18 protein-coding genes are annotated in these 26,339 nt (G+C 61.2%); 2 read left to right on the plus strand and 16 right to left on the minus strand.

The features are described from left to right. Positions 1-18: 18 nt before the first annotated feature. From AC1RJW_RS11580 to leuS, 15 genes are all read right to left on the minus strand, one after another. Positions 19-1,275, minus strand: coding sequence for a GumC family protein (locus tag AC1RJW_RS11580; RefSeq protein WP_493045033.1), 1,257 nt, complete (start codon positions 1,273-1,275; stop codon positions 19-21). Positions 1,276-1,307: 32 nt separating this feature from the next. Continuing rightward, a complete protein-coding gene (locus AC1RJW_RS11585; protein ID WP_493045034.1) occupies positions 1,308-3,677 on the minus strand; it encodes a polysaccharide biosynthesis/export family protein in 2,370 nt (789 codons plus the stop codon). A 359-nt stretch (positions 3,678-4,036) separates the two neighbouring features. Further along, complete coding sequence (locus AC1RJW_RS11590) at positions 4,037-6,928, minus strand: YjbH domain-containing protein (protein WP_493045035.1); 2,892 nt, start codon at positions 6,926-6,928, stop codon at positions 4,037-4,039. Between the two features lie 425 nt (positions 6,929-7,353). After that, positions 7,354-8,058 carry a DUF4197 domain-containing protein gene (locus AC1RJW_RS11595; RefSeq protein ID WP_493045036.1) on the minus strand — a complete coding sequence of 235 codons (705 nt, stop codon included), beginning with the start codon at positions 8,056-8,058 and terminating at the stop codon, positions 7,354-7,356. A 180-nt stretch (positions 8,059-8,238) separates the two neighbouring features. Beyond that, a complete protein-coding gene (locus AC1RJW_RS11600; RefSeq protein ID WP_493045037.1) occupies positions 8,239-9,813 on the minus strand; it encodes an SEL1-like repeat protein in 1,575 nt (524 codons plus the stop codon). A gap of 3 nt (positions 9,814-9,816) precedes the next feature. Next, on the minus strand, positions 9,817-12,021 hold the full coding sequence (locus AC1RJW_RS11605; protein ID WP_493045038.1) for an EAL domain-containing response regulator: 2,205 nt from the start codon (positions 12,019-12,021) through the stop codon (positions 9,817-9,819). A 5-nt stretch (positions 12,022-12,026) separates the two neighbouring features. Continuing rightward, entirely contained in the window at positions 12,027-14,180 is a 2,154-nt protein-coding gene (locus tag AC1RJW_RS11610) for an HDOD domain-containing protein (protein ID WP_493045039.1), read from the minus strand. Between the two features lie 203 nt (positions 14,181-14,383). Further along, the gene (locus AC1RJW_RS11615) at positions 14,384-15,664 is read right to left on the minus strand and encodes a multidrug effflux MFS transporter (RefSeq protein ID WP_493045040.1); all 1,281 of its coding nucleotides are present in this window, start codon (positions 15,662-15,664) and stop codon (positions 14,384-14,386) included. 187 nt (positions 15,665-15,851) lie between these two features. Next, a complete protein-coding gene (locus AC1RJW_RS11620; protein ID WP_373631582.1) occupies positions 15,852-17,054 on the minus strand; it encodes a THUMP domain-containing class I SAM-dependent RNA methyltransferase in 1,203 nt (400 codons plus the stop codon). Positions 17,055-17,222: 168 nt separating this feature from the next. Continuing rightward, positions 17,223-17,837, minus strand: a complete 615-nt coding sequence (locus tag AC1RJW_RS11625) for a 2-hydroxychromene-2-carboxylate isomerase (RefSeq protein WP_493045041.1) — start codon at positions 17,835-17,837, stop codon at positions 17,223-17,225. Positions 17,838-17,847: 10 nt separating this feature from the next. Then, complete coding sequence (locus AC1RJW_RS11630) at positions 17,848-18,285, minus strand: CopD family protein (RefSeq protein ID WP_034745744.1); 438 nt, start codon at positions 18,283-18,285, stop codon at positions 17,848-17,850. A 69-nt stretch (positions 18,286-18,354) separates the two neighbouring features. Next, positions 18,355-19,638, minus strand: a complete 1,284-nt coding sequence (locus tag AC1RJW_RS11635) for a glutamate-5-semialdehyde dehydrogenase (protein WP_493045042.1) — start codon at positions 19,636-19,638, stop codon at positions 18,355-18,357. A gap of 11 nt (positions 19,639-19,649) precedes the next feature. Continuing rightward, the gene (gene holA / locus AC1RJW_RS11640) at positions 19,650-20,666 is read right to left on the minus strand and encodes a DNA polymerase III subunit delta (protein WP_493045043.1); all 1,017 of its coding nucleotides are present in this window, start codon (positions 20,664-20,666) and stop codon (positions 19,650-19,652) included. A gap of 10 nt (positions 20,667-20,676) precedes the next feature. Continuing rightward, entirely contained in the window at positions 20,677-21,267 is a 591-nt protein-coding gene (locus tag AC1RJW_RS11645; protein ID WP_493045044.1) for an LPS-assembly lipoprotein LptE, read from the minus strand. Between the two features lie 2 nt (positions 21,268-21,269). Further along, positions 21,270-23,909: a leucine--tRNA ligase gene (leuS, locus tag AC1RJW_RS11650; RefSeq protein WP_493045046.1), complete on the minus strand. Its 2,640-nt coding sequence runs from the start codon at positions 23,907-23,909 to the stop codon at positions 21,270-21,272. Positions 23,910-24,082: 173 nt separating this feature from the next. On the opposite strand from leuS, the gene AC1RJW_RS11655 reads away from it, so the two are divergent. Next, positions 24,083-24,847 (plus strand): DUF6597 domain-containing transcriptional factor, encoded by a 765-nt coding sequence (locus tag AC1RJW_RS11655; protein ID WP_493045047.1) that lies wholly within the window; start codon positions 24,083-24,085, stop codon positions 24,845-24,847. Between the two features lie 40 nt (positions 24,848-24,887). Further along, positions 24,888-25,289 (plus strand): VOC family protein, encoded by a 402-nt coding sequence (locus AC1RJW_RS11660; RefSeq protein WP_493045048.1) that lies wholly within the window; start codon positions 24,888-24,890, stop codon positions 25,287-25,289. Here AC1RJW_RS11660 and AC1RJW_RS11665 read toward each other — a convergent pair. Continuing rightward, the gene (locus AC1RJW_RS11665; RefSeq protein WP_493045049.1) at positions 25,286-26,182 is read right to left on the minus strand and encodes a LysR substrate-binding domain-containing protein; all 897 of its coding nucleotides are present in this window, start codon (positions 26,180-26,182) and stop codon (positions 25,286-25,288) included. The two genes, AC1RJW_RS11660 and AC1RJW_RS11665, sit on opposite strands and share 4 nt — an antisense overlap. Positions 26,183-26,339 lie beyond the last annotated feature (157 nt).

The raw sequence follows: 26,339 nt of genomic DNA on the forward strand, positions 1-26,339 counted from the left end.
TCAGCGTGGTATTACAATTCACTTGGCCTTTGATCGGGCCAACAACTTGAATTGATCCCATTGCGCTTTACCGTCGGGATCAGCAAGAATTTTTTTCCGTGCCTCTGCCATAAATGCCCAGGCAACTGCAGCAAAGAATGCCAGTATGGTCGAGAACAAAATCAACGCCGAGCGTTTCGGCTTGAATTTACGCTCCGGCTCCACTGCAGGGTCAAGCACTTGAATCACCGCAGTATCTTTTGCCTCATCGAGGCGAGCCACTTCATACTGCTTCGCCAACAACTCATACAGCATTTGATAATATTTAACGTCGCGCAGGATCTTTATATTTTCAAGGCCCACTTGCTTGCCCGGATCAGCGGTGGCATCACCGGCAAGGGCAGGACGGCCATTCTCCAGCTTCGACAGTTCGGCGCGCAGACTGATCAACTCTTCTTGCGCACGTTTGTACTCCGGATTGTTGGTCGTGACAAATGCTTTCATCGCACTAATCTCAATGTCCTTGGCCGAAATCTTGGCACGCAAACGGCCAACGGTTTCAACGATGGCGCGGCTGTCCGCATCAACGCTGATCACGCCGCGCGTATCGAGGGCGCCTTTCAGTGCCATTTCGGCTTTCGCCAGATTATCCTTGGACTGCTCGAGTTGACGCTCAAAAAACATCCGGCGCTGCGAGGCCTCTGTCACGGCTAGCACTTTGGTCAATGACACCAGTTCGCTCACATAGCCATTGGCCATTTGGGCTACCAGCTTCTTGTCCTCGCCCTCGACGTCGATCGAGATCAAGCCGTCTTTTCCAGCAACGATATTACTGTTCGCTTCCAGAATAGCGCGGGTCTTTTCCATCGTCTCCACATCGTAGACCTTTTGCAAATCGAACTTTGCAATCAACTTATCGGCAACGGTGCGACTCTTGAGCATTCCAATATATAAGTCATTGGGATTTTTCAGCCCTGCGGCCCCGGCAAGAGCACCTGCAGCGCCGCCGAGCTGAGACAGTAGCGCAGAAGCGCCGGACTGGGACTGTTGAGGCGGCAACAACTTGGCATTCGCTTTATACACATTAGGCAGGGCAAAACTGATTGCTGCGGAGGTAATCGCCGCAATGACAGGCAACCAAATGATGAGTTTTTTGTGCTTCGCCATGACGATGAGAATATCGAGAACGCTGAATTCACGTTCACCTGCGTCCAGGTTCGGCGGTAAAGCTGTTGATTGCATCTGATTCATACTTATGAGCCGCTTATTTTTTAATACCAGATAGGAAAGATTCAAGTTTAATTTCAGGCCAGGCTGGCCTGAAACCTTTAATCACGCAGCGTCTTGAAAGCTGCGGCGCCCAGTCCAAAGTTGGCCAAAATTTGCGTCCACTCACGCGCTCCGGTCATGAATTTCGTCCATCGTGTTTCCTTGTCAAACTTCTCCGGGACCACAATGCTGTCGCCTGGCATAACTTCGGTTCCGCCAAAGCCACCCGACAGCCAGCTGCCCGAATCACGCGATACAATGCTGCCGTCGACACGCAACAAGAAGATATTATCTTCGTCCGCTTCGGAAGTGAGGCCAGCCCTCTTCAAATAATCGCTAACGCGATCACCCGGACGCCACAATGGCGACGACTCGACATTGACGGCACCGAATACATAGATAAATTCAGGCCGCGCAGGAACAACCAAGCGATCGCCGTTTTCCAGTTTCAGTTGGGGCAAGGTCGCAAAGCGCTTTTCGCGCGGGTCGAGCCCGAAAGCGATGCGCCCGGTAGGTTTCAGCTGACGTATGCGCGCAATGGCCTGATTTGCTGCTACCATCTCCGCCTGCCTCCGTGCTTCAACCAGCTGTCCATCCGTTGAGGAGCGAACATTCGCAACCGAACGGGTTTGATCGGCGCGTGCCTGGTTTTCCAAGCGGTTAGCCAGCTTCTCCAAATTCAGTTCCTGCTGCTTGCGCACTTGCTCGCGATAAAAAGCGGTACCAAACAAATAGGCATTGCTGGTCGTGCCACCGGCCTTGGACAACATCGACTGCAGGGTTTCGCCTGCCGTCATCTGATACACGCCTGGAACGTTCACTTCGCCTTCAACACGGACAAAAATGCGGCGCTTGTCCATTGGTACCGCGACGTCCTGTTGCGAGAAAATCGTCACTGTGTCGCCCGGCTGCAATTGAACATTGTCGGGACCGGAGGGATTAGTGAAGACATTACCCAAATTGAAGGGCACCAAGCTCACGCTCAGGTCGGCACGATTGATGCGCTCCACAACAGCGTAGTCCCAGTTGATTTCATCGACCAGGCCACCAATACGGGAAGCGATATTGTCAGCCGCCTCGTTGGTCTGGCGCTCTTCATCGACATTCACCACGCCATTCTGACGCTTGATCGAATTGCGCGTGATGAGGTACTGGCGGCTAGGGATCAAGTCACTGACACGCATACCTGCTTTGAACGGCGCGCGTACTGCCTGGTCGACATTGCCGCGCAAAACAACCGCGTTTGAAAAATCAGGGGTAATCGAAGTCACGTTAAGCACATCGCCATTCTTGAGCGTGCGCTTCAGTCCCTCACCGCTCAAAGCAAACTGTTCTACACTGCGCGGCTGGTTTTTGTTGGCATCAATGCGTTCGAGGAACGCACGACGCGGGTCGGCCACGACCGGCATACCACCGGCATAGTCGAGCAAGGATTCGACCGTATCGCTGGCGGTTTTCAGCTCATAGATGGCAGGAGTATTTACCTTGCCAACCAGCGCAACATGGCCAACTGCGGTAGGAATGAAAATCGTGTCGCCATCCTGCAGCTTCATGTCGGTCGACTTGTCGCCTTTGCCAATGAAGGAATACAAATCCAGTTCCGCGGCCACTTTACCGCCACGCTTGATCTGCACATGGCGCATGCTGCCATTGGCATTCGGACCACCACTGGCGAACAAGGCCGTCACGAGAGTAGACAGGCTCGACACATTATAGGTGCCTGGACGGCTGGCCTGCCCCACCACATACACGGTAATGGAGCGCAAGCGGCCAAAATTGACATTGACCGTCACGCCTTTGTATAACTGGCCTACAGCATTGCGAATAACACCTTCCGCGTCTCCCGCGCGCACTCCAGCCAAGGCAACCGATCCGATGGTCGGAATTGAAATCAAACCATTCCGGTCGATCGTGGCACGGTAATCGATATCGATACTCCCCCAGCCACGAATCATCAATTCATCGCCAGGACCGAGCGCATAATCGGCTACTACCGGCGCATTGGCGACGGGAGAAAAGGTGGACGGCGCGTTGGCAAAAAATTCCGAACCAAAGATCGGTACGTTGGTGCCAATACTATCAAAAACAAATTTCTGGAATTCACTTGGGATGCTGGAGCGGGCATTACGCACGGTCTCCGTACTGGAGCGAATACCGCGTGCGGTCTCAGTGCTGGAACGAGTACCGCGCGCGGACTCGTTTCCTGTGCGCTGCCGCGGCACAGCCGCCACTTCGCTCTCTTCAGCTTGATCGGCCGCCACCGGCCGATTGGTGATGCTCACGCGCTTTGGCGCGGCTACAGGAGCTACCGATTCCAGAACCGGGTCCTGACCCAAGAGATCGTTCTGGTTTTGATAACTTTGCGCTGACACGGCCATGGAAGCCGATGCCAGAGCAACGGCTATGAAACAATTTGTGAGTTTTAACATTAAGCTTAAGTGTAAATAGTGGTCCGCAGGGAGCATGCTTCTTGAGTCAGCCATATTACCGCAGTTCCTCAAACGTTAGAAATACCTGAAGGAAAATACGACACATCCGTGACATTATCACTTCGCAAATATTTGGTCCTTCGCCTTATCTTCTCGTTTGATACAGCAATGTAAATCGACTACCGTCATGCGCTAAAAAATAAACTACTATGAGATTGGACAGGTTCATACACCGGCACTACGGCAAAAATCATCGCTCCACGTGCTAGTGCCTACGCAGTTACTCTCAAACAGGCATTCGATTAGCATGGCCATATTAAGCTAGGCACATCCATGCCAGTAAAATGGAATTCTTCACATTAATATTTGGTTTGCCAGGTCACGCTGATTTCTTTCGGTCCGGGATTGATCGACAGGCCCGATTTGCTCTGGTCGCGCTGCGCGTGCCACAGCCAGCTGCCCATGGCGTAGCCCAGGATGCCGCCGGCGACCGTGTCGGACACCCAGTGCTTGCGGCCAAACACGCGGCCGGCGGAACCCACGGCGGCCACGCTGTACAACCATGGCGCATCATATTCCTTGGCAAATGGCGTCACGGCGGCAAAGCCGATCGCGGCATGCGCGGATGGAAATGAGGAATTCGAGCGGGAACTGCCAGCGCCGACGCGACTCCACGCTCCGAGGTCCTCCTCAGGACGGGCGCGGCCAAACGCATATTTACCCACCACTGCCAAGCCGGTAGCGGCCGCCACCGACTGCATGGAAATGAGCCCGATATTTTGCAAGCGCTCATCGCCAAACGCAAACGCCGCCCCAGCCGCACCCACCAGCGCATACGGCATGGCTTTGCCCAGCTTGTCCCAGTTGCGGTAGACCTTGGAATCTTCATGTTTCTTGACGAAACGGTCGACCGGTTTGTCGGCCAGCGCGGAAGCCACTACCACCCCCCCAACCAACGCCGTCGCCTTGAGCCATTCAGGGGCGTTCGGCGTAGCAGATGCGGACTGTTCCAGGCGCGCGCGCATGGCGGGCCATGGGCTGACAAACGGCCGCTCCGGTGGATTGACGGCGGGCAGGCCCTGCTCGTCGAGGCGCTCGGCAAAATTACCCAGGCCATCATAGCTTTGCATGTCGGCGCGCGGGCGCTCGAACATGTCATACAGGTCGCTAGGCGAAGCCACCATCTGGCCCACGTCGCGCGTCCACGGTGATATCGCGAAGCCGGCCGTCGACTGCGTATCCATTGGCAACATGCTATTCAGCGGCACGGACAGGAAGATGCCGCGATCCTGGTATGGCTTCGCTGGTGTACCCGGGTTAGTGATATCGTTGCCGTTCGTATGCGTGTACCAGGCGCCGACTTCAATGCCGGACTGGAAGCGGCGCTTGAATTCCATCCGTACGCCCGTGTCTTTGGCCAAGAAGCGGCCAGCGCGTGCCGTCACGGTAATGTCGTGCGGCAAGCGGTAATGCAGGGAGGCGATCGCCGTCACCGTCTTGTAGTCGCGCGAATCGAGCAAGCCCTTGAATCCACGCTGCTGCAAGGCATCAACGGCCACGTCGGCCGCCCACCGGGTATCTTTCGGCAGGTACAGCACTTGGCCGCCCACACCGCGGAACATGTCTTCATACAGACCGGCCGACATGCGGGTATACACACGCTCTGCCGGATTGTCATATTTGTTCAGCAAGACGCGGCTCAGCGAAAAACGCCCGCCGCGCAAATATTCCGCCACATCGGTACGCACATGCGGCAAGTTGCTGTTCGATGGCTGCTTTACGCCCGATACCGTTTCCAGCAACTGCAGGCTGGCGGCAGTATTCAGGTACAGGCCGTCGCCCAGGCGGCGGTCATAGTTGGCAACCGCCGAAATCGAATAGCGGAAGGCGCCGCTCGGGTCATTGAAGAAGAAGCCGACCTTGGGAGCGATCTTGAAACGGTTCGCCTCCCGGTCCAGCGATTTGATCTGCACCACGTCGCCATCGACGCCGACACCGACGGCCAATTTGCCATCGTCCTTGAGGACATCGGCGGCCTTGGCGGGAGCAGCTGCGGAAACGGCGGGCGCCGGTGCGGTGGCAAGCGCGGGAGCCGCGGCAAGTACCGGCGCGGGCGCCGGTGCTGGTGAAAGCGCAGGTGCGGCGGCAACGACGGGCGCCGGCTTGTCGAGGAATTCCTGCAGCCAGCCTTGCTGATCATCCCGGATGACGTCGCTTTTCTCCGGATAGCGCAGCAGCACGACGTCGAGGAAAGCCTTGCGGTCGATCTTGCCTGCCAAATAGTCATTCAGTTTGGGCAAATCAAAGAATTCGTAGGTGGCGATCGGCTGGTCCAGCTTGGTATACGTGATGCGCAGGGTCGTCACGCCCTTCGGCGTGAAGGCGACCGCCGTGCGCGCGGCACGGCCAACGGCGCGGCCCATGTTGGAAATACGGCTATTGGTCAGGCTCAGGCTGAGGACATTGCCCTCTTGCTCGACACGGATATTCTTGTAGTCCTGTTTTACCAAGGCATTGACCAGGTCGGCGCCATACACGGGATCGCGGTGCCATTCTTCCTTGCTCGGCAGCGGCGGCGGATTCTTGTCGTCGACGAAGAACGGCGGTTCGTACACCTTGGGAATGAACTCGCGTTCGCCAAATGGAATACTGACAAAAGCGTTCACGCTGAACTGGTCGCGGCTGCGTGCCGCTTGCAGGGCAAGCCAGCCCCAGCGGTATTCCAGGCCCACGGAAGCACCCTTGCGGCGCTTGTCCGCTCCGGTTTCGATGGCACGGATATCGCGCTGATAATTCGTCGCATCATATTCAGCCACCATCGACCAGCGCGGCAATGCCGCCGGCGTCCAGCGCACGCCCGCAAACACGCCATCCGGGCGCCTGTGGGCATAGCCCAGGCTTGCTTCGATATTCTTGCTGGCACCAAAAGTCTTGGTGGCAACCACATATTGTCCCTTGAACAGCTCAGTACCAAACAGATCCGTCATGCCGACAGCGACAGACGGCATCCACTCCGTTTCTGTCCACAGGCGCAATTTCCCGTCGACAACCTTATCTTTATAGCGACCGTATCCTTTGCCATATTCTGGATCGCTGTTTCCAAATGCAGGAATGCCCGTTATCGATACATAACGTCCTGTCATTTGCAGGAAAGGCAGGATATTCGCTGTGGCCCATAACTGGCCATACGGGCTGTCGTAGCTGTAGCCGACGCTGAAGGTGCCGTCCGTTTCCACCACGGCGCTGGGCATATTGATATAGCCGGATTGACCACCATGATTCGGTGTCGCGGCCATCGCCGACGGCGCGCCAAGCACTAAGCAGCCACACCAGGTATATTTAATTGATTTTCTGAGTACGCTTAACAAATCCGGCTACCTAAAATATCCTGCACCTGGAATTCCTGACAATGTATTCAGAAAATCAATGAGCTTGGGGAAACGTGAATAAAACGAAAAAAGGCCAACCTGCGGGCATTTAGCAATGCCACGCATCAGTTCGCCACTAAAACTGGGCACCCCGGGGCAGTTGATTGTTGCTTAACCATGCCTCAGCAATGTATGTCGCAGAATTTTAACATTGTTTTCTTGTAGCAAATGCTTAACTTGTTTCCCTTACGCCACACCTGTCAATGCCGCGCAAAGGCCGCCAGCGTTCCTGAGATACGCTGGGACAGTTATTTCAAACTGCCAAACACTTTACCGATAATCTTGCTGCCATAGGCCAGCGGATTGCTGCGGATGGCTTTTTCTTCCTCGCCGATCATCAGGTACAAGCCGTCAAGCGCACGGTCCGTGACGTAGCCTTCCACCGTCGATTGCTGCTGCGGCACCAGTCCCGTCTTGCCGATCTGGCTCATGGTGCTGTTGTATTTGCCGGCTAGGCCGGAGCGGTCGGTGACGGATTTCACGATGGGCAGGAACTTGACGGCCAGGGGCGCTGATGTTTTCTGACGGAAAAAGTCCGTCACCGATGTGTCGCCACCGGAGAGGATATTTTTCGCATCGGTCACGCTCATCGACTTGACCGCGTCGAGCAGCAAGGGCTTGGCCATGGGTACGGCCGACTCGGCGGCGCGGTTCATCGACACCACCAGATCGTCCAGCTGCTGGCCGCGGCCCGTCATTTTCAGCAAGGGTTTGGCTTGCTCCAGGATGCCAGGCAATTTGATCTTGACCTTGTCGTTGTTCAGGAAACCATTTTCGACACCCAGTTTCGATACGGCGGCAGCGGAGCCGGCTTCCAGCGCCGCTTTCAAGCCATTGCTGGCATCTTGGTTGCTAAGGGCATCGAGGGGACCGGCTGTGCCTGCGCCGGACGACAGCAGCGCCAGCGCACACAGGATGGCGGCGGGACGGCCAGGGAAAGGGTTCAGGCGCATGGTTTTCCTTTTTAAAAGAATAGACAGTCCACCTTCTTCTGGCACCTTAGCACATCAAAACCGCCAATACTGCAGCATTTTTTTGCACCAGGGGAAAACAAGGGGGCCACAGATGGCGAAGGGAAAGGACTATACAGCACCGACTGTTGTATCCGCGCACGCTAACGCGCGCGGCGCAGCTTAGCCTGCTATTGCCGCCAACTGTTCGCGCACCCGCGCCAGATCCGTTTCACGCAAGCGCGCCGCCGTCTGGCGCAGCGATTTTTCCGCGCCGGCCACGCCGGCCGCCGCCGCCATCGACAGCCAGATATACGCCTGCTGCAAATCGAGTGGACTACCCTGGCCGCTGGCTGCCATCAGGCCCAGATTCATTTGTGCCCGCGCATGGCCCTGGCGCGCGGCCAGCGCATACCAGTCCCAGGCGGCGGCATAGTCCTGCGGTACGTCCTGGCCGTTATCATGCCGCAGGCCCAGCGCGAACTGGGCCAGGCTATGACCCTGCGCGGCGGCGCGGCAATAGCAGGCGCAGGCCTGCTGGCTGTCGGGCGCCGGACCATCGTCGCGGTCGTGCAACACGCCCTGCATGTATTGCGCGGGTGCGTAATCCTGCTCCGCGGCGCGGCGGTACCATTCCAGCGCCAGCGACAGATCCTGCGGCACGCCCTGGCCATGTTCATAACGCAGGCCCAGGTCGAACTGCGCCCGCACATGTCCCTGGTCGGCCGCCTTGCGGTACCAGAAGATGGCTTCCTGCACATCGGCAGGCATGCCCTGCCCATGCTCGTACAGGAGTCCCAGCTGATACTGCGCGGCGGGAAAGCCCTGCCCTGCCGCCTGGCGGTAGAACACCTGCGCCCGGGCATAGTCCTGCGCGCCATGCTCATGGTGCAGGCCCAGGTTGTGCTGGGCCGCCGCATGGCCCAACCCCGCCGCCTTGACATACCATTCCAGCGCCGCCTGTTTATCGCAGGGCACACCCTGGCCATTGTCATAGATCAGGCCCAGGTTGAACTGCGAACTGGCGTGACCCTGCTCGGCCGCGCGCCGGTACCAGCTGATCGCCTGCCGGCTGTCCTGCGGCAGCACATCGCCATTTTCATAGCGCAGCGCCAGGTTGAACTGGGCCGGCGCATAGCCCTGCTCGGCCGCCTTGCGCATCCAGGCCGTCGCCTGCTGGCGGTCCTGCCGCACGCCCTGGCCATTTTCGTAGCGCAGGCCCAGGTTGAACTGCGCGCGCGCATAGCCCTGTTCGGCCGCCTTGCGGTACCAGGCGATGGCTTGCACGAAATCCTGCGGCACGCCCTTGCCATTGTCATACATCATGCCCAGATTATTCTGCGCGCCGGCGTCGCCCTGTTCCGCCGCGCGGCTGAACCACAGCATGGCTTGCCCGCTATCTTGCGCGATGCCCTGGCCCTTGGCATACAGCCAGCCCAGGTTGTATTGTGCCGCCGCGTAGCCCTGCTCAGCCGCCTGCTGGTACCAGTGCGCCGCCTGCGCAAAGTCCTGCGGTACGCCCTGCCCCTTCTGGCACATCACGCCCAGGTTGTATTGCGCATGCTCGAGTCCCTGCGCGGCAGCCAGGCCATACCAGTGCAGCGCCAGCGCATAGCTTTGCTCGACGCCCTGGCCATTGAAATACATGAAACCCAGGCTGTGCTGGGCGTTCGCATTGCCCTTCTCGGCCAGGCCTTTCAGGCGCAGGTAGTCAGCCGTGTAATGCGCAGCCGTGTAACGGGGATCGGCGAGCGACATGGATCAAGCCTCGATGGCCAGCGTCTGCGGCAGCGCGGAGGCGGCATCGGCGATCAGGCGGTTCTGCTCCTGCAGCACGCCGATGAAGCTACCCAGCGATATGGGGCGGTGGTACAGATAGCCCTGCATCGTGGTGCAGCCCTTGTCCTGCAGGTAGCGCGCCTGGCCTTCCGTCTCCACGCCCTCGGCGATCAGGTGCAGGCCCAGGCCGCGCGCAATCGAGATGATGGCCAGGATGACGGGGTAGTGTCCGTGCTCGTCGTGAATCTCCTTGACGAAGGACTGGTCGATCTTGATGGTGTGGATGGGGAAGCGATGCAGGTACGACAGCGACGAATAGCCGGTGCCGAAATCGTCGATGGCCACCGACACGCCCAGCTGGCACAGCTTGTTCAACTGCTCGATCGCATACTGCGGGTTGCGGATGCAGATGTTTTCCGTGATTTCCACTTCGATCTTTTCCGGCGCGATGCCGTAGCGCGTCAGCGCGCCGCGCATCTTCTCGAAAAAGTCGCCCCGGTCCAGGTATTGCGGCGACAAATTGAGCGACAGGCGCACGGCCTCGCCGCCGGCCGCGTTCCACTGCACCAGGTCGCGGCACAGGGCGCCCAGCATCCAGTCCGAGATCGGCAGCATCAAGCCGTTTTCCTCGGCGAACGGCAGGAATTCGCCGGCCGTCAGCAAGCCCCGCTGCGGATGGTTCCAGCGCATCAGGCCTTCGGCGCCGACGATGCGGCCCGTCATCACGTCCACCTGCGGCTGGTAATACATCTCCAGCTGGTTCAGCTCCAGCGCCTTGCGCAGGCTTTGCTCGAGCGCGATCTTCTGGTGCGACACGTCGAGCATGGACTCGTGATAGAAACTGTGGCCGTTCTTGCCCAGCGCCTTGACCTGGTACATGGCGATGTCGGCGTGGCGCAGCAGCTCGTCGATGGTCTCGCCGTCGCCCGGATAGATGGCGATGCCGATGGACGCGGAAATATGCACCTGGTTGCCATCGAGGTCGAAGGGCTGGTGCAGGCATTCGAGGAATTTGTCGGCGATCAGGCGCGCATCCTGGCGGTCGCGCAGTTCCGGCAGCACGATGGTGAATTCATCGCCGCCCTGGCGCGCCAGGGTGTCGCCACGGCGCAGGCAATCCTTCAGGCGCAGCGCCACCTGCTGCAGCAGCTCGTCGCCCTTCACGTGGCCCAGGGTGTCGTTGACCAGCTTGAAACGATCGAGGTCGATGAACATCACGGCCAGCTCCGTCAGCTTGCGCCGCGCCTGGATCACGGCCAGCCCCAGGCGGTCCTTGAACAGCATGCGGTTCGGCAGGTCCGTCAGGATGTCGTGGTAGGCCTGGTAGGAGATGACTTCCTCGGCGCGCTTGCGGTCGGTGATGTCGCGTGCCACGCCGTAGGTGCCGAAATACTCCTGCTTTTTCGCTTCGTGATCGTGGCCGTGCATGCCGATGGAATTGAGCGGAATCGTCATCAGCGTGTTGCTGAAAGTCCGGTCGCTGCCGCTGCCGCTATGGCACTTCAGGCGCAGTTCCACGTTGCGCGAGGCGCGCTCGTCGAGGCGGCGCTCATTGAAGGCATAGCGCGCCCGCTCCTGGTCTTCATCGTGCACGAGGATCGAATAATGGCTGCCGATCAGCTCTTCGCGGCTAAAGCCCAGCAACTGGTGCACCCTGTCGTTGATGAAGGTGATGCGGCCTTCGTGGTTCAGGGTATAGATGATGTCGGGCGAGCTGTCGACCAGGTAGCGGTACATCTTTTCCGAGTTTTCCAGCTGCAGCGCGATGCGCTCGTTCTCCAGCGCCAGCTTGCGCTTTTGCAGCGCATTCTCCACCGTCTTGAGCAGTTCCTCGCGGCTGTACGGCTTGCGCAGGTAATCGTAGGCGCCGCGTTTCAGGGCGCCGATGGCCGCCTCGATGCCGACGTCGCCGCTCATGACGATCACGTCGCCCTCGATGCCGCGCCGGTTGATGTGGTCCATGATTTCATGGCCGCTCATGTCGGGCAGGCGCAAGTCGAGCAGGATCAGGTCGAAGCGCAGTTTCGACAGCTGCGCCAGCGCCTCGCTGCCGCAGGTGGCCGTGTACAGCTGGTAGCCGCGGTCCTTGAGCAATTCGTGGAGAGAGGCGAGCAAACGGGGCTCGTCGTCGACCAGCAGGATGCGCGGACTGTTTTCCAGGTCAAAGGGAATGGCGGAGGAGTTCATGGACGTTACGAAGACAAGGCGGTATCGCCGGGCGCGGGCAGCGCGGCTGCGGCGCTCGCCGGCAAGGGAATGGGCAGCAAGATTTCAAACGACGTGCCGGACTTGCTGCTGCGGCAGCCGATCACGCCATGCAGGCGGGTGACCAGGTCATGCACGATGGACAAGCCCAGGCCGTGGTGTGCCCCTTCCTTGCTGCTGCGCACGGGGGAAAACAGATTGGCCAGCACGTCCGGCGCCAGGCCGGCGCCATTGTCGCTGACGCACAGTTCCAGGTACAGGCGGCGGTCGCGGTTGACGTGGCCACGGTTCGCCACTTCGATGCGCCCGCCATCGGGCAAGGCTTCGACGGCGTTTTTCAGCAGATTAAGCAGAATTTGCTTGAGCATGTCGGCATCGGCCTCCACCTCGCATGGCGCGTCCTGCATGCGCGTGACCACCTCGATCTTCGGCGGCAGGAAGTCGGTGGCACGGAACAGGCGCAGCACGTCGTCGACAACGCGCGCGCAATCGGTCACGCCGCTGGCGGCCACCGGCTGCAGATCGGCCAGGCCGCCGATCAACTGGCCGACCCTGTCGATTTCCTCGTTCAGGATAGCCATCTCGCCCGTGACCGGCTCCTGCTTCTCCAGCTTGTGATCGAGCACGCTCAGGTAGTTCTTGATGATGGACAGCGGGTTATTCACTTCATGCACGACGCGACGCGACGCGGCACGGTATTCCTCGGCCACGTGATCGAGCTGGCGCCGTGCCAGGCCGCGCGCGCTGATGGCCGCTTCCAGCGCCGTGGCGGCCTGGTTGGCATAGGCGCGCAGGAAACCCTCGCGCTTCTGGCAGGCGGGAATCTGCCAGGCCGCCACGCCGCCGATCAGCACGCCCAGGCTGCGCTGGCCCGCCACCAAAGGCACGCAGACCAGACTGTCGGTACCGAGAATGCGGAACAGCTGTTCCTCGACGATGCCCAGCGCCGGCATGTCGCGTTTTAAAAAGGCCAGCTGACACTCCAGCGCCGAAGCGGCCAGGGGCCCGCCCTTGGCCAGCGGGACCGAGAAACCGGCCAGGCGCTGCTGATGTTCGCCCGCCGCCACGCCCACCAGCGCATGACCGGTGGGGTTTTGCAGCAGGATGACGGACGTGTCGAAATCGAACAGGATGCGCGCCGAACGCGTGATGGCTTCGAGCAGGCTGCTCTCGCCCTGTTGCCGGGCGAAGGTCTGGCCCACTTCCGACACCAGCACCATGTTGCGTACTTCGTCGGACAGGCGCTGCTGCACCGGATCGACGGCTGGCGGCGCATAGGCGGGCGGCGTGGCGATATCGTCCGCGCCGGCCAGGTCGATGCCCAGGTGCTGCGCGGCCTGCGCCACCTGGCGCGCGACGCTGCCGGCCAGGTCTTCCAGTACCTCGACGTCCAGCGCGCACAGGCTTGCCGCCTGCGTGATCGACTCCGCGTCGTCGGCATGGCAGCACAGCAGGTGCGCCAGGCGCACGATGCGGATCAGGGGATGGCTCGCTTCCAGGCGCGCCAGCGGTTCATGGTGATACAGCACGCTGTCGGCCAGGAAGGAATCGAGATGCCAGCGCTCGATCAGCCACGCGCCCGCTTCGGCATGCGTGATCTGTAATGTGCGCTGCTCCACCGCGCACAGGGCGGCATCGTCGCGCGCCGTAAAGTTGAATGCGTATTCCTTCGGCGCCGTGGCCAGCAAGGCCAGGCGGCCCACATTGTGCAGCAAGCCCGCCAGATACGCTTCCTCGACGTGCGGATACGCCATGGCCTTGGCCAGCGCGCGCGCCATGACGGCCGCCGACAGCGAGCTTTTCCAGAAGGCGCGCAGATCCGTGCTGCCGGAATGGGGAAAACTGTTAAAAGTCTGGAAGACGGATTCGCTGATGACCAGGGTCTTGATCATGTCCGTGCCCAGCGACACGAGCGATTGCTCCAGGCTGACGACCTTGCCCTGGCGATGGTAGGCGGAGCTGTTGGCCACGCCGAGGATCTTGCTGGTCATGCCCGCATCCTTGGCGATCAGGGCGGCCAGCTCCGGCATGCCGGCATCGTCGGCCTGCAGGTGGGCGATCAGCTTGATGAGGATCTGCGGCATGGCCGGCAGGCGGGCAATCAGCAGGCGATTGCGAATATCTTGATCAGATTGATGCATCGTATCAGGCATTGCCGGTTCGAAAAGGAAGAGCGCTCAGCAGCGAAGCGCGGCCACGTTCAGAGGAATCCTCCACTCCTGTAACCCAAAAAATGTCGCCTGAGAGGATGCCGGGAAAAGAGCTCATCTTATCATAAGCGCCGGATATTACTTGCAATATAGAAAATTAAGTTGAAATAAATCCAGCGTTCTGCAGTGGAAACTTATGCCCTGAAGGAACCCAGCAAACGGTGGCGGAAGCGCCGCGATATCAGCCACAACGTCAGCGCCAGTCCCGTAAACGCCAGCTGGCCCGACGCCAGCCACAGCACGGAACCGGACAGCAGCGGCGAAATCACGCCGGCCACCACGGCGCCCAGCAAGGTGCTGGCAAACGACTGGCACGAGGCCACCGTGCCGCGGATATGCGGGAACAGGTCCAGCGCCAGCAGGGTCGCGCCCGGCCCCACCAGCGACATGCCGAAGGTGTAGAAGAACAGGGGCAGCACCGACCAGGGCAAGGATGGCGGCAGGAACAGGTGATACACGACATTGACGCTGGCGGCACACAGCAGGAAGGCAAAGCCGATGCCGATCTGGCGTGCGAACGTGACCTTGCCGGCGATGCGGTTGGCCGCCGCGGCGCCCATGAAGATGCCGCTCACGCAGGGAATGAACAGCCAGGCGAATTGCGATGGCCCCAAGCCCAGCTGCTTGGGCAGCATTTCCGGCGCGGCCGTGATGAACAGGAACAGGCCCGCGAAATTGAGGGCGACGATGCCGGCCTTGATGTGGAACAGGGGCGAGCGCAGGATCTGGCCGTAGCTCGACGCCAGGAAGCGGGGATTGAAGGGCTGGCGCTTTTCCATCGGCAGCGTTTCGGGCAGGCGCCAGTAGCAGAACGCCAGCAGCACCACCGTGTAAAAGGCGAGGAACAGGAAGATCGAGCGCCAGTCGAACCAGATGACGATCCAGCCGCCCAGAATCGGCGCCACGGCCGGCGCGATGGAAAAGATCATCGTCACCAGCGACAGCAGCCGCGCCGCCGCCGCATCGGCATACAGGTCACGGATGATGGCGCGGCTGATCACCACGCCTGCGCCGGCCGAGACGCCCTGCATGATGCGGAAGAACCACAGGTAGTGCACCGTGTGCGCCGAAGCGCAGCCGAGCGAGCCGATGGCAAACATCAGCAGCGACACGAGAATGACGTTGCGCCGGCCGAAGGTATCCGAGATCGCGCCATGCCACAGCACCATGCCGGCAAAGGCCAGCATGTAGAACGTCAGCGACTGCTGCACTTCCAGCGGCGAGGCCTGCAGCGAACCCTGGATCGCGCCAAACGCGGGCAGATAGGTATCGATCGACAGGGGCCCCAGCATCGACAGCCCGGCCAGCATCATCGCCAGCGCACCGCGGCTCAGCGGCGCCATGTGGCTTGGTGTGGGAGGCGGAACGGGCGTGACCGGGTCGGGCGGCACATCGGCCGGAGGGGTGGGAAACATGGCGGGTCCAAAGTGGCGCACGGACCGGTCGGTCCGCGCGAGATACTGCGTTACTACAAACGTCTACAGACTCCAAAATAGCTGATAAAACCGTCGCGAGCGGAAGGGAGAGGTGGCCGAGAAGCGCAGCCGTACACTAGTACGGCGAGCATCACAGGCCGCCTATCCCGACGCGCAGCAGGTTTGATCAGTTATTTTTTGGTTTCGCTTCTTCACGGCGGTTGTATCCCGCCACCATATCGAAACGGAACAAACGGCATTCCAGCGCGCCGTTGAAGAAAGGCGTCTTGCGCGCTTCCTTCAGACGCAGCAGCTTGGGCAGGCCCAGGTCGGCCGTGAACAGGAACACGGTCCAGCCGGCGAAACGCTGCTTCAGGGTCGTGCCCATGGCCGAATAGAACGACGTCGACAGTTCATCTTCGGGGATGGTGCTGTCGCCGCGCACGCCGATACGCTCGCCGTACGGCGGGTTGGTCAGCATGATGCCCGGCACGTCGCTTGGCGGCTTGACTTCCTGCGCCTCGATCTGTTTCAGGGGCACGTCGAAGCGCACGCCGGCGCAACGCAGATTATGGCGCGTCATGGCGACCATGTCGCCCGAAATGTCGCTGCCGAAAATGGTCGGTTCGGCCGGCAGCGGATTGACCTTGATGGCATTTTTCATGGCATTCCACGGCGCCGGATCGAAGTCGTGGAAGTTTTCAAACGCAAACTGGCGCGAGGCGCCCGGTGGTATCCCCTGCAGCATCTGCGCCGCTTCGGCCAGGATGGTGCCGGAACCGCACATCGGGTCGAACAGCACCATGCCAGGCTTCCAGCCCGACACGCGCAGCAGGCCGGCGGCCAGGTTTTCGCGCAGCGGCGCGTCGCCCGTCTCTTCGCGCCAACCGCGCTTGAACAGGGCTTCGCCCGAAGTGTCGAGGTAGACGGTGAAGGTATGCGCGTCGAGGAAGCCGACGATGCGCATGTCCGGCGTCTTGGTGTTGACCGATGGACGCTCGTTGAACTGGTCGCGGAAGCGGTCGCAGATCGCATCCTTGATTTTCAATGTCGTGAATTCCAGGCTGCGCAGCGGCGATTTGACGGCCGTGACGTCAACGCGGATCGTGTGGTGCACGCCGAACCAGTCTTCCCAGGATTGCGCCAGGGTCAGGTCGTAAATATCGTTTTCCGTCTTGTAGCCGGAATGGGCCATGCGCATCAGTACGCGCGAAGCGATGCGAGAATGCAGGTTGATGCGGTAGGAATCGAGCAGGTCGCCCGAGCAGTGGACACCGCCCGGCACCTGGTTGTGGACCTTCATGGTCGCACTATCCTGAGCGATCTCGCCCAGTTCCTCGGCCAGCGCCGCTTCCATGCCGCGCGGGCATGGGCAAAAATATGAAGCCATGGTGTACCTTTTATCCGTTGAAAAACAATTAACTAAAAATCTGAAATATCACGTAGGTCGGCTTAGCCCGCAGGGCGTAAGCCGACATAAGCCGACATGCCGCACACTGTGCTTGTCGGATTACGCGCGGCTTTGCCACGCTAATCCGACCTACCACTCTCTAAAAAACTACTTCTCCAGCGCGCGCTCGACAAAATCGAGGCGGTCCTGACCCCAGAACCCTTCGCCATCGACGATATACCACGGCGAGCCGAAGACGCTGGCGGCGGTGGCCGCTTCCGTATTGGCATCGTATTCGGCCTGCACGCTGGCCGTTTCCGACGTTTTCAGCAACTGGCGGCCATCGAAGCCGGCATCGAGTGCAATCTGTACCAGGGTTTCCTCGTCGCCGATGTTGCGCTCCTCAGCCCACAGGCCGCGCATGATGGCGTGCGCCAGGTTCAGCGACGCTTCCACGCCATGCGCCAGGCGCGTGGCGATGATCAGCTTGGCCGACGCTTCCGGCGAGACGGGGAAGAACTTCGGCTGCAGGGTCAGTGGCACTTGCAAAAAGGCCGACCAGCGCGCCAGTTCGGCCAGGCGGTACGCCTGGCGCTGCGGTGCGCGCTTGGCCAGCGGCAGGCCGCCCGAGACGCTGAAGACCTTGCCCAGGTCAAAGGGACGCACGTCGATCTGTGCGCCCGTCTTGGCGGCGATGGCCATCAGGCGCGCGTGTCCCAGGTAGGTCCATGGCGAGTGGGGCGCAAAAAAATACTGCACGACTTTGCTCTGGCTTGCACTCATCTCGACTCCCTTAGAAAGGCTTGACCACGACCAGCACGACGACGGCCAGCAGCATCACCACCGGCACTTCATTAAACCAGCGGAACCAGGTGTGGCTGCGCTTGTTGAGACCTTTTTCAAACTTGCGCAGGATGGAACCGCAGGCGTGGTGATAGCCGAGCAGCAGCACCACGAACGTCAGCTTGGCATGCATCCAGCCCGGCATCTTCATGCGGCCTTCGCCCCCGCCGTACAGCATCCACATCAACGCCAGCCCCAGCACCATCGCCGGCAGCGCCAGCAGGGACATGAAGCGGTACAGCTTGCGCGCCATCAGCAGCAGGCGCTCGGTGGCCACTGTTTCCGTCTCCATCGCCAGGTTCACGAAGATGCGCGGCAAGTAAAACAGGCCGGCGAACCAGGACATGACGAAGATGATATGGAAGGCTTTGGTCCAGAGAAAGAGCATGGGGTTTCCAGTGTCGGAGGTGGAAAGAATGAGAGCACGGGCCGCTTGGTGGGTAGCCCGCAAAAGAGACTATTTGCGGACTTCGCCGTGGCCAAAGACCACGTACTTGAGCGAGGTCAGGCCTTCCAGGCCCACCGGGCCGCGCGCGTGCAGCTTGTCGTTCGAGATGCCGATCTCGGCGCCCAGGCCGTATTCGAAGCCGTCGGCGAAACGCGTCGACGCATTCACCATCACCGAGGCGGAATCGACTTCGCGCAGGAAGCGCAGCGCATCGCTGTAGTCTTCCGTGATGATGGACTCCGTGTGCTTCGACGAATACTGGTTGATATGGTCCATCGCTTCGTCGATGCCGTCGACCACCTTCACCGACAGGATCGCCGCCAGGTATTCGGTGCGCCAGTCTTCCTCGGTGGCGTGCACCAGGTGCGGATAAGCGGCGGCGGCCAGGATCGCATGACTCTCCGGATCGGCGCGCAGCTCCACCTGCTTGGTCAGGTACAGTTCGGCCAGCTGCGGCAGCACGGTGGCGGCGATGGCGCGCGACACGAGCAGGGTTTCCATGGTGTTGCAGGTGCCGTAGCGGTGGCACTTCGCGTTGAAGCCGATATCGAGCGCTTTTTTCAGGTCCGCCTTGGCGTCGATATAGACGTGGCAGATGCCGTCGAGGTGCTTGATCATCGGCACGGTGGCCTCGTTCATCAGGCGCGCGATCAGGCCCTTGCCGCCGCGCGGCACGATGACGTCCACATACTGCGGCATGGTGATCAGGGCACCGACGGCGGCGCGGTCGGTGGTGTCGATCACTTGCACGGCATCAGCCGGCAGGCCTGCTCCCAGCAAGCCCTCAGCCACCAGCTTGGCCAGCGCGCGGTTGCAGTGAATCGCTTCCGAGCCGCCGCGCAAGATCGTCGCGTTGCCGCTCTTGATGCACAGGCCGGCAGCGTCCACCGTCACGTTCGGACGGGCTTCATAGATGATGCCGATGACGCCCAGCGGCACGCGCATCTGGCCCACCTGGATGCCCGTCGGGCGGAATTTCATGTTCGAGATCTCGCCGATCGGGTCGGCCAGCGACACGATTTGCGTCAAGCCTTCGACCATGGTGGCGATGGCGGCATCGGACAGGGTCAGGCGGTCGAGCATGGCTGGCGCCAGGCCGGCGGCGGCTGCCGCATCGAGGTCGCGCTGGTTGGCCGCGCGCAGCAGGTCGGCATCGCGCACGATGGCGGCGGCGATCAGGCTCAAGGCGCGGTTGCGCGTGGCGCTGTCGGCACGCGCCATGGCGCGCGAAGCGGCGCGCGCGCGCGCGCCCACGTCCTGCATATATTCTGTGATGTCCATGCTCGTATCCATATAGTAAAAAACTAGCCTCGGGCGATCTTCAGTCCCAGCTGCAGCATGGCGTCCCAGGCATCGCCCGCGTAGCCCTTGGCGCGCAAGCCCTTGATCATCTTGTCCACCTGCGCCGCCTGCTGCAGCGCCGCTTCCAGCACGGGCAGCGAAATGCGCCGCAGAGCCGGTTCCATCAGCCGCTCGCGCGGACCCCAGATGCGGTATTCCTTCAGCAGCGCGCCCAACGGACGCCCTTGCGCCATGCCGGCCTTCAATTTTAACAGCGTGCGGATTTCTTCGGAGACGGCCCACAAGACCAGCGGCAGCGCCTCGCCCTCGCCTTTCAAGCCTTCGAGCATGCGCACCAGGCGCGCCGGATCGCCGGCCAGCATGGCTTCGGACAGCTTGAAGACATCGTAGCGGGCCACGTTCAGCACCGCGTCCTGCACTTGTTCGTACGTCAGCTTGCCCGCAGCATGCAGCAAGCCCAATTTCTGGATTTCCTGGTGCGCCGCCAGCAAATTGCCCTCCACCCGTTCGGCGATGAAGTCGATGCTGGCACGCTCGGCGCTTTGCCCCTGCGCGGCCAGGCGCTGGGATATCCACGCCGGCAACTGTGCCCGTTCCACATTCGGAATGTCGATGTACACGGCCGCCTGCTGCAGGCCGGCGACCCAGGCCGCCTTTTGCGTGGCCCAGTCCAGCTTGGGCAAGGTGATCAGGGTCAGGTTGTCGGGACTGAGGTTCTTCGCGTAGCTTTGCAGCGCCGCGCCGCCATCCTTGCCCGGCTTGCCGGTGGGGATGCGCAGCTCGATCAGTTTTTTATCGCCGAACAGCGACAGCTCCTGGTTCGCCGCCAGCAGTTCGCCCCATTTGAAGCTGCGCTCCACCGTCAGCACGTCGCGCTCGGAGTATCCCTGCGCGCGCGCCGAGCGGCGGATCTTGTCGGCCGCTTCCAGCGCCAGCAGGTGTTCGTCGCTGGTGATCACATACAGCTGCGCCAGCGGCTTGGCCACATGCCCATCGAGCGCGTCTATCCGCAATTGCATGGCGTCCCCGTTACTGCTGCGGGGCGACCGGCGTCACGGGCGCCACTGGCGCCACCGACATGGCCGGCAGCACCGGCTTGATGGCGGCCAGGCGGCGCATGATCTGCTGCACCATGTCGTTGCGCATGTCGCGGTACAACGCCGCTTCCTCGGTTTCCTTGGCCAGTACCTGCGATTCATCGAAGGTGATCGGACGCACCAGGCTGATGGCCGTCGGGGCCAGCAACTGGTTGCCGGCCTTGTCCAGCACGCGGAAATTGATTGAATAGCCGAGCTGGTACTCTTGTACGCGGCCATTTTTGTTCAGCGACAAAATGGTCTTGGTACGATTCCTCTCCGGATCGGTGAGCACTTCAAGGACGGCATCGGCGCCATCCTTGGTACTGACCACTTCCGTGCTGCCGATGGCGCGGATATAGCGCTTCAGGCCGATCGCCAGCGGCGACGTGTCGGGCAAGCCGATGTACATCGTCGCGAACGGCAGCATGAAACTGCCGTTCGAACCGCGCAAATGAAAGCCGCAGGCCGACAGCAGGACGGTCAGGCCCAACGCCAGCACGGCACGGCGGCCCAACAGCGATACTTGAGAGGAAGTCGTCATGATTACACCACGATGCTGATTAACTTACCTGGCACGACGATGATCTTCTTCGGCGTGGTTTCGACGTACTTTTGCACACTTTCGCACGCCAGCGCGGCCGCTTCGATGCTGGCCTTGTCCGCATCCTTGGCCACCGTGATCGAGCCGCGCAGCTTGCCGTTCACCTGGATCATCATCTCGATCTCGGACTGCTCCAGCGCTTGCGGGTCGACTTGCGGCCATGCGACGTTCAGCAGGTCGCCATGCACGCCGGCATAGCCCAGCTCTTCCCACAGCACGTGGGTGATGTGCGGCGCGACGGGATTGAGCAGGCGCAGGAAGATGGAGAAGCCTTCGGCGATCAGGGCCTTCGACTGGGCGCTATCGTCCAGCTTGGCCGATTCCAGCGTATTGAGCATCTTCATGCAGGCCGACACCACGGTGTTGTACTGGATGCGCTTCAAGTCGTAATCGGCTTGCTGCAGCAGCTTGTGCAATTCGCGGCGCAGGTTTTTCTGCGCGTCGCCCGTGGCCGGTGCGGCGCCGCCAGCCAGTGCGGCCTGGATCGTTGCCGACTGGGCGTAGCCGAAGTTCCACACGCGGCGCAGGAAGCGGTTCGCGCCTTCGACGCCGCTGCCGGACCATTCCAGCGTCTGTTCCGGCGGCGAGGCGAACATGGTGAACAGGCGGGCCGTGTCGGCGCCATACTGCTCGATCTGCGCTTGCGGGTCGATGCCGTTGTTCTTCGACTTCGACATTTTTTCCGTGCCGCCGATTTCCACCGGCTGGCCGTCGGCCACCAGGACGGCGGACTGCGGACGGCCCTTGTCGTCCAGCGACAGGCGCACGTCGTCCGGATTGAACCAGGTGGTCTTGCCCGCGGCGTCCTTGCGATAATATGTTTCGTTGAGCACCATGCCCTGCGTCAGCAGGTTGACGAATGGCTCGTCGAACTTGACCAGGCCGAAGTCGCGCATGATCTTGGTCCAGAAGCGCGCGTACAGCAAGTGCATGACGGCGTGTTCGATGCCGCCGATGTACTGGTCCATCGGCATCCAGTAATCATTGCGCGCGTCGACCATGGCGTCGTTCGAGCCTGGCGAGGTATAGCGCATGTAGTACCACGACGAATCGACGAAGGTATCCATGGTGTCCGTCTCGCGGCGCGCCGGCTTGCCGCACTGCGGGCAGTCGCACTGCAAAAAGGCTTCATATTTGTTCAGCGGGTTGCCCGTGCCGTCCGGCACGCAGTCTTCCGGCAGCACCACCGGCAGGTCTTTTTCCGGCACCGGTACCACGCCGCAGTCGGCGCAATGGATCATCGGGATCGGCGTGCCCCAGTAGCGCTGGCGCGAAATGCCCCAGTCGCGCAGGCGGAACGTGGTTTTCTTCTCGCCCAGACCCAATTCAGCCAGGTCGGCGGCCACCGCATCGACGGCGGACGCGAAATGCAGGCCATCGTATTTGCCGGAAGCGACACAGACGCCGTCCTTGCTGCCATACGATTCCTGCCAGGCGTCCGTCGAGAATTCCTGGCCCTTGACTTCGATCACTTGCTTGATCGGCAGATTGTATTTCTTGGCAAAGCCGAAATCGCGTTCATCGTGCGCCGGCACGCCCATCACGGCGCCGTCGCCGTAGGTGATCAGCACGTAGTTGCCGACCCACACTTCCACTTGCGCGCCCGTCAGCGGATGGGTGACGAACAGGCCGGTCGGCATGCCCTTCTTTTCCATCGTCGCCATATCCGCTTCGATCACTGAACCGAGCTTGCATTCGGCGTTGAAGGCGGCCAGTGCAGGATTGGTTTGCGCGGCGTGGATGGCCAGCGGGTGTTCGGCAGCCACGGCGCAGAAGGTCACGCCCATGACGGTGTCCGGACGGGTGGTGAAGACGTACAGCTTGCCGTCGCCGATCAGGGCGCCGTTCGCGTCCTTGATCTGGTGCGGGAAGGCGAAGCGCACGCCAGTCGACTTGCCGATCCAGTTGGTCTGCATGATGCGCACGCGCTCGGGCCAGCCCGGCAGCTTGTCATCGACATAGGCCAGCAGCTCTTCCGCGTAATCGGTGATACGCGCGTAGTACATGGGGATTTCGCGCTTTTCGATCAGCGCGCCGGAACGCCAGCCCTTGCCGTCGACCACTTGTTCGTTGGCCAGCACGGTCTGGTCGATCGGGTCCCAGTTTACGGTACCGGTCTTCTTGTAGATGATGCCTTTTTCCAGCATCTTGAGGAACATCCACTGGTTCCATTTGTAATATTCGGGCTTGCAGGCGGTCATTTCGCGCGACCAGTCGATGGCCAGGCCCATCGATTCCATCTGCTGCTTCATGTGGGCGATGTTCGAATACGTCCATTGCGCGGGCGGCACGTTGTTGGCCATGGCCGCGTTTTCCGCCGGCATGCCGAACGCATCCCAGCCCATCGGCATGAGCACGTTGTAGCCATTCATGCGCAGGTAGCGGTACATCACATCATTGATCGTATAGTTGCGAACGTGACCCATGTGCAGCTTGCCCGAAGGGTAAGGCAGCATCGAGCAGGCAAAATACTTGCCTTTTGGGAAACGCGGGTCGTGTTCGACGGCTTTATAGGCGTCGATCGCCTTCCAGTGCGATTGGGCGGCTTGTTCGACGTCGGCGGGACTATATTTATCTTGCATAATGGATGTGCGACCAGCGTGGCCCGGCCAATAGTGGATATGAACCGAGCATTATACTGGTTGTCGCCGCCCGATAGCACGGCGCGCTGGCAGCCCGGTCTGGCAAATTTTGGCAGGCGCACAATTATGCTGTGTCATATGCCACAATCTTGTTCTTTGCATCAAAGCCGGCCATGATCGTCTATCAGGAATATCTGCCCATCCCCGCCTTGCGGCCGTGGCTGGACTGCGTCTGGACCTGCCGCGTGCAGACGGACGCCACGCCCCTGACGCACCAGGTCTTGCCCGACAATTGCATCGATATTTTGTGCCAGGACCAGCAGGACGCCAGCTTTGCTGTGGGCATGATGACGGCGCCGATTACCGTCGTCAGCCACGGTCTCGTGCAGACGGTGGCGGCCCGCTTCAAGCCGGGCGCGGCGGCACGCTTCTTCCAGCCGCCCTTGTGCGAACTCAGCGATGGCCGCACGGGATTGCAGCAGCTGTGGGGCCGCGAGCTGGCGGCGCGCCTGGGTGACGCCCTGTGGAGCGAGCCCTTGTCCAACGCACAAAGAATTGCCATTTTGCAAGATTATCTGCTGCTGCGCCTGCGCGCCGCGCCGCCACGGCGCCAGGCCGGCGCGGCCGAACACGCCATCGCCGCCATCAAAGGCGCGCACGGCATGCTGCGCGTGGATGGCCTGGCGCGGCAGCTGGGCGTGTCGCGCCAGCACCTGGCGCTGCAATTTCGCCAGCAAGTGGGCATCAGCCCGAAGCTGTTTGCCCGCATCTGCCGTTTCCGGGCCGCCAGCGCCGGCTTGAAAAACCTGCCGCAGCAGCCGGATTGGGCGCAAGTGGCCTTGCAATACGGTTATTTCGACCAGTCTCACCTGATCCACGACTTCCAGGAATTCGCCCGCAGTTCGCCCGAGGCGTGGCTGACGGACCGGCGCGCGTGAGACCTTCCATTTTTACAATCGCCACGCGCGCGCCGGTGGCATGATGGCGTTATTCTTCATTCACCAGGAGCAAAACATGATCAAGGGCTTGCGCACCGTCACCTATCCCGTCCCCGACCTGAACAAGGCCAAGGCCTGGTACAGCCAGGTGTTCGGCACGGCACCGTATTTCGACCAGCCGTTCTATGTCGGCTTTGCCATCGGCGGCTTCGAGCTGGGCTTGCTGCCGGACGGCCAGCCTGGCACGCAGGGCAGCGTGACGTACTGGGGCGTGGACGGCATCGAGCAGGAAGTCGAACGCATCGTTGCGTTGGGCGGCAGCCTGCATCACCCGATCACGGACGTGGGCGACGGCATCCGCACGGTGGAATTGCTCGACCCGTTCGGCAACCAGATCGGCCTGATCGACAATCCCCACTTCGATACGGCCAAGGTCGTCTAGGCCGCCTCGCCTTGCAGCCATAGCCTGAACTGCTGCAAGGCCAGTTTTTCATGCGCCGCCTCGGGCGTGATCAGGTAATACGCGCGCTGGCCGCGCAGTGGGCGCTCGCATGCGATGCGCAGCTCGCCGCGCGCCAGTTCCGCCTCCACCAGCATACGGGGCAGCAAGACCACGCCCTGCCCCTGCACGGCCGCCATGGCCAGCATGGAAAACAGCTCATAGCGCGCGCCGTAGCGCGCCCCTTCTCCATCGACCTGCATGGCGTCAAACCACTGGCGCCAGGCGCCCGGGCGCGTGCTTTGTTGCAACAACGTCAGTTCCAGCAAATCCTGCGGCTGCCAGGCGCTACGTGCTGCCAGCAGGCGGGGGCTGGCGACGGGCACGATTTCTTCATGCATGAGCAAGGTGGCGCGCGTGCCGGGCCAGCGCGCCAGCTGCTCTGGCGTGCCTGCGTACAGGGCGCCGTCGTATTCCGTATCGGCAAACATGAACGGTTTCGTGTAGGCATCGATATGCACGACGATGTCCGGGTGCAAGCCCGCCAGCGACGACAGCCGCGGCATCAGCCAGCGCGTGGCAAACGTGGGGACGGACGCCAGCTGCAAGGCCCCGCCGCCGCCCTGGCGCGCCATGGTGTCGAGCGTGTCGCGCTCCAGGCCGTCGAGGCGGGCGGCGATCTGCCGCGCATACGCAGCGCCGGCGCTGGTCAGCAGCACGCCGTGGCGCGTGCGCTGGAACAATTGCACGCCAAGAAAGCTTTCCAACGATGAAATCTGGCGCGACACGGCGCTTTGCGTCAGCGACAGTTCGCGCGCCGCGTGCGTGTAGCTCTGGTGGCGCGCGGCCGCCTCGAAACAATTTAGCGCCTGCAGCATGGGGATTTTGCGTGACATGGGGTATCCGGCTGGTGAAATGCTTCTAGTATGCCGCAAGATATGCGTAACACGCATGTCTGGGTGCGAAAAAATCGTTTGCGCAAGGTAAAGCAAAAATCTACCATGAGCCATATTCAATCTTGCGCCGATCACCGGCGCTCACCTGCGAGGCCTG

It is taken from the genome of Janthinobacterium sp. GW822-FHT07A03 (assembly GCF_058798815.1).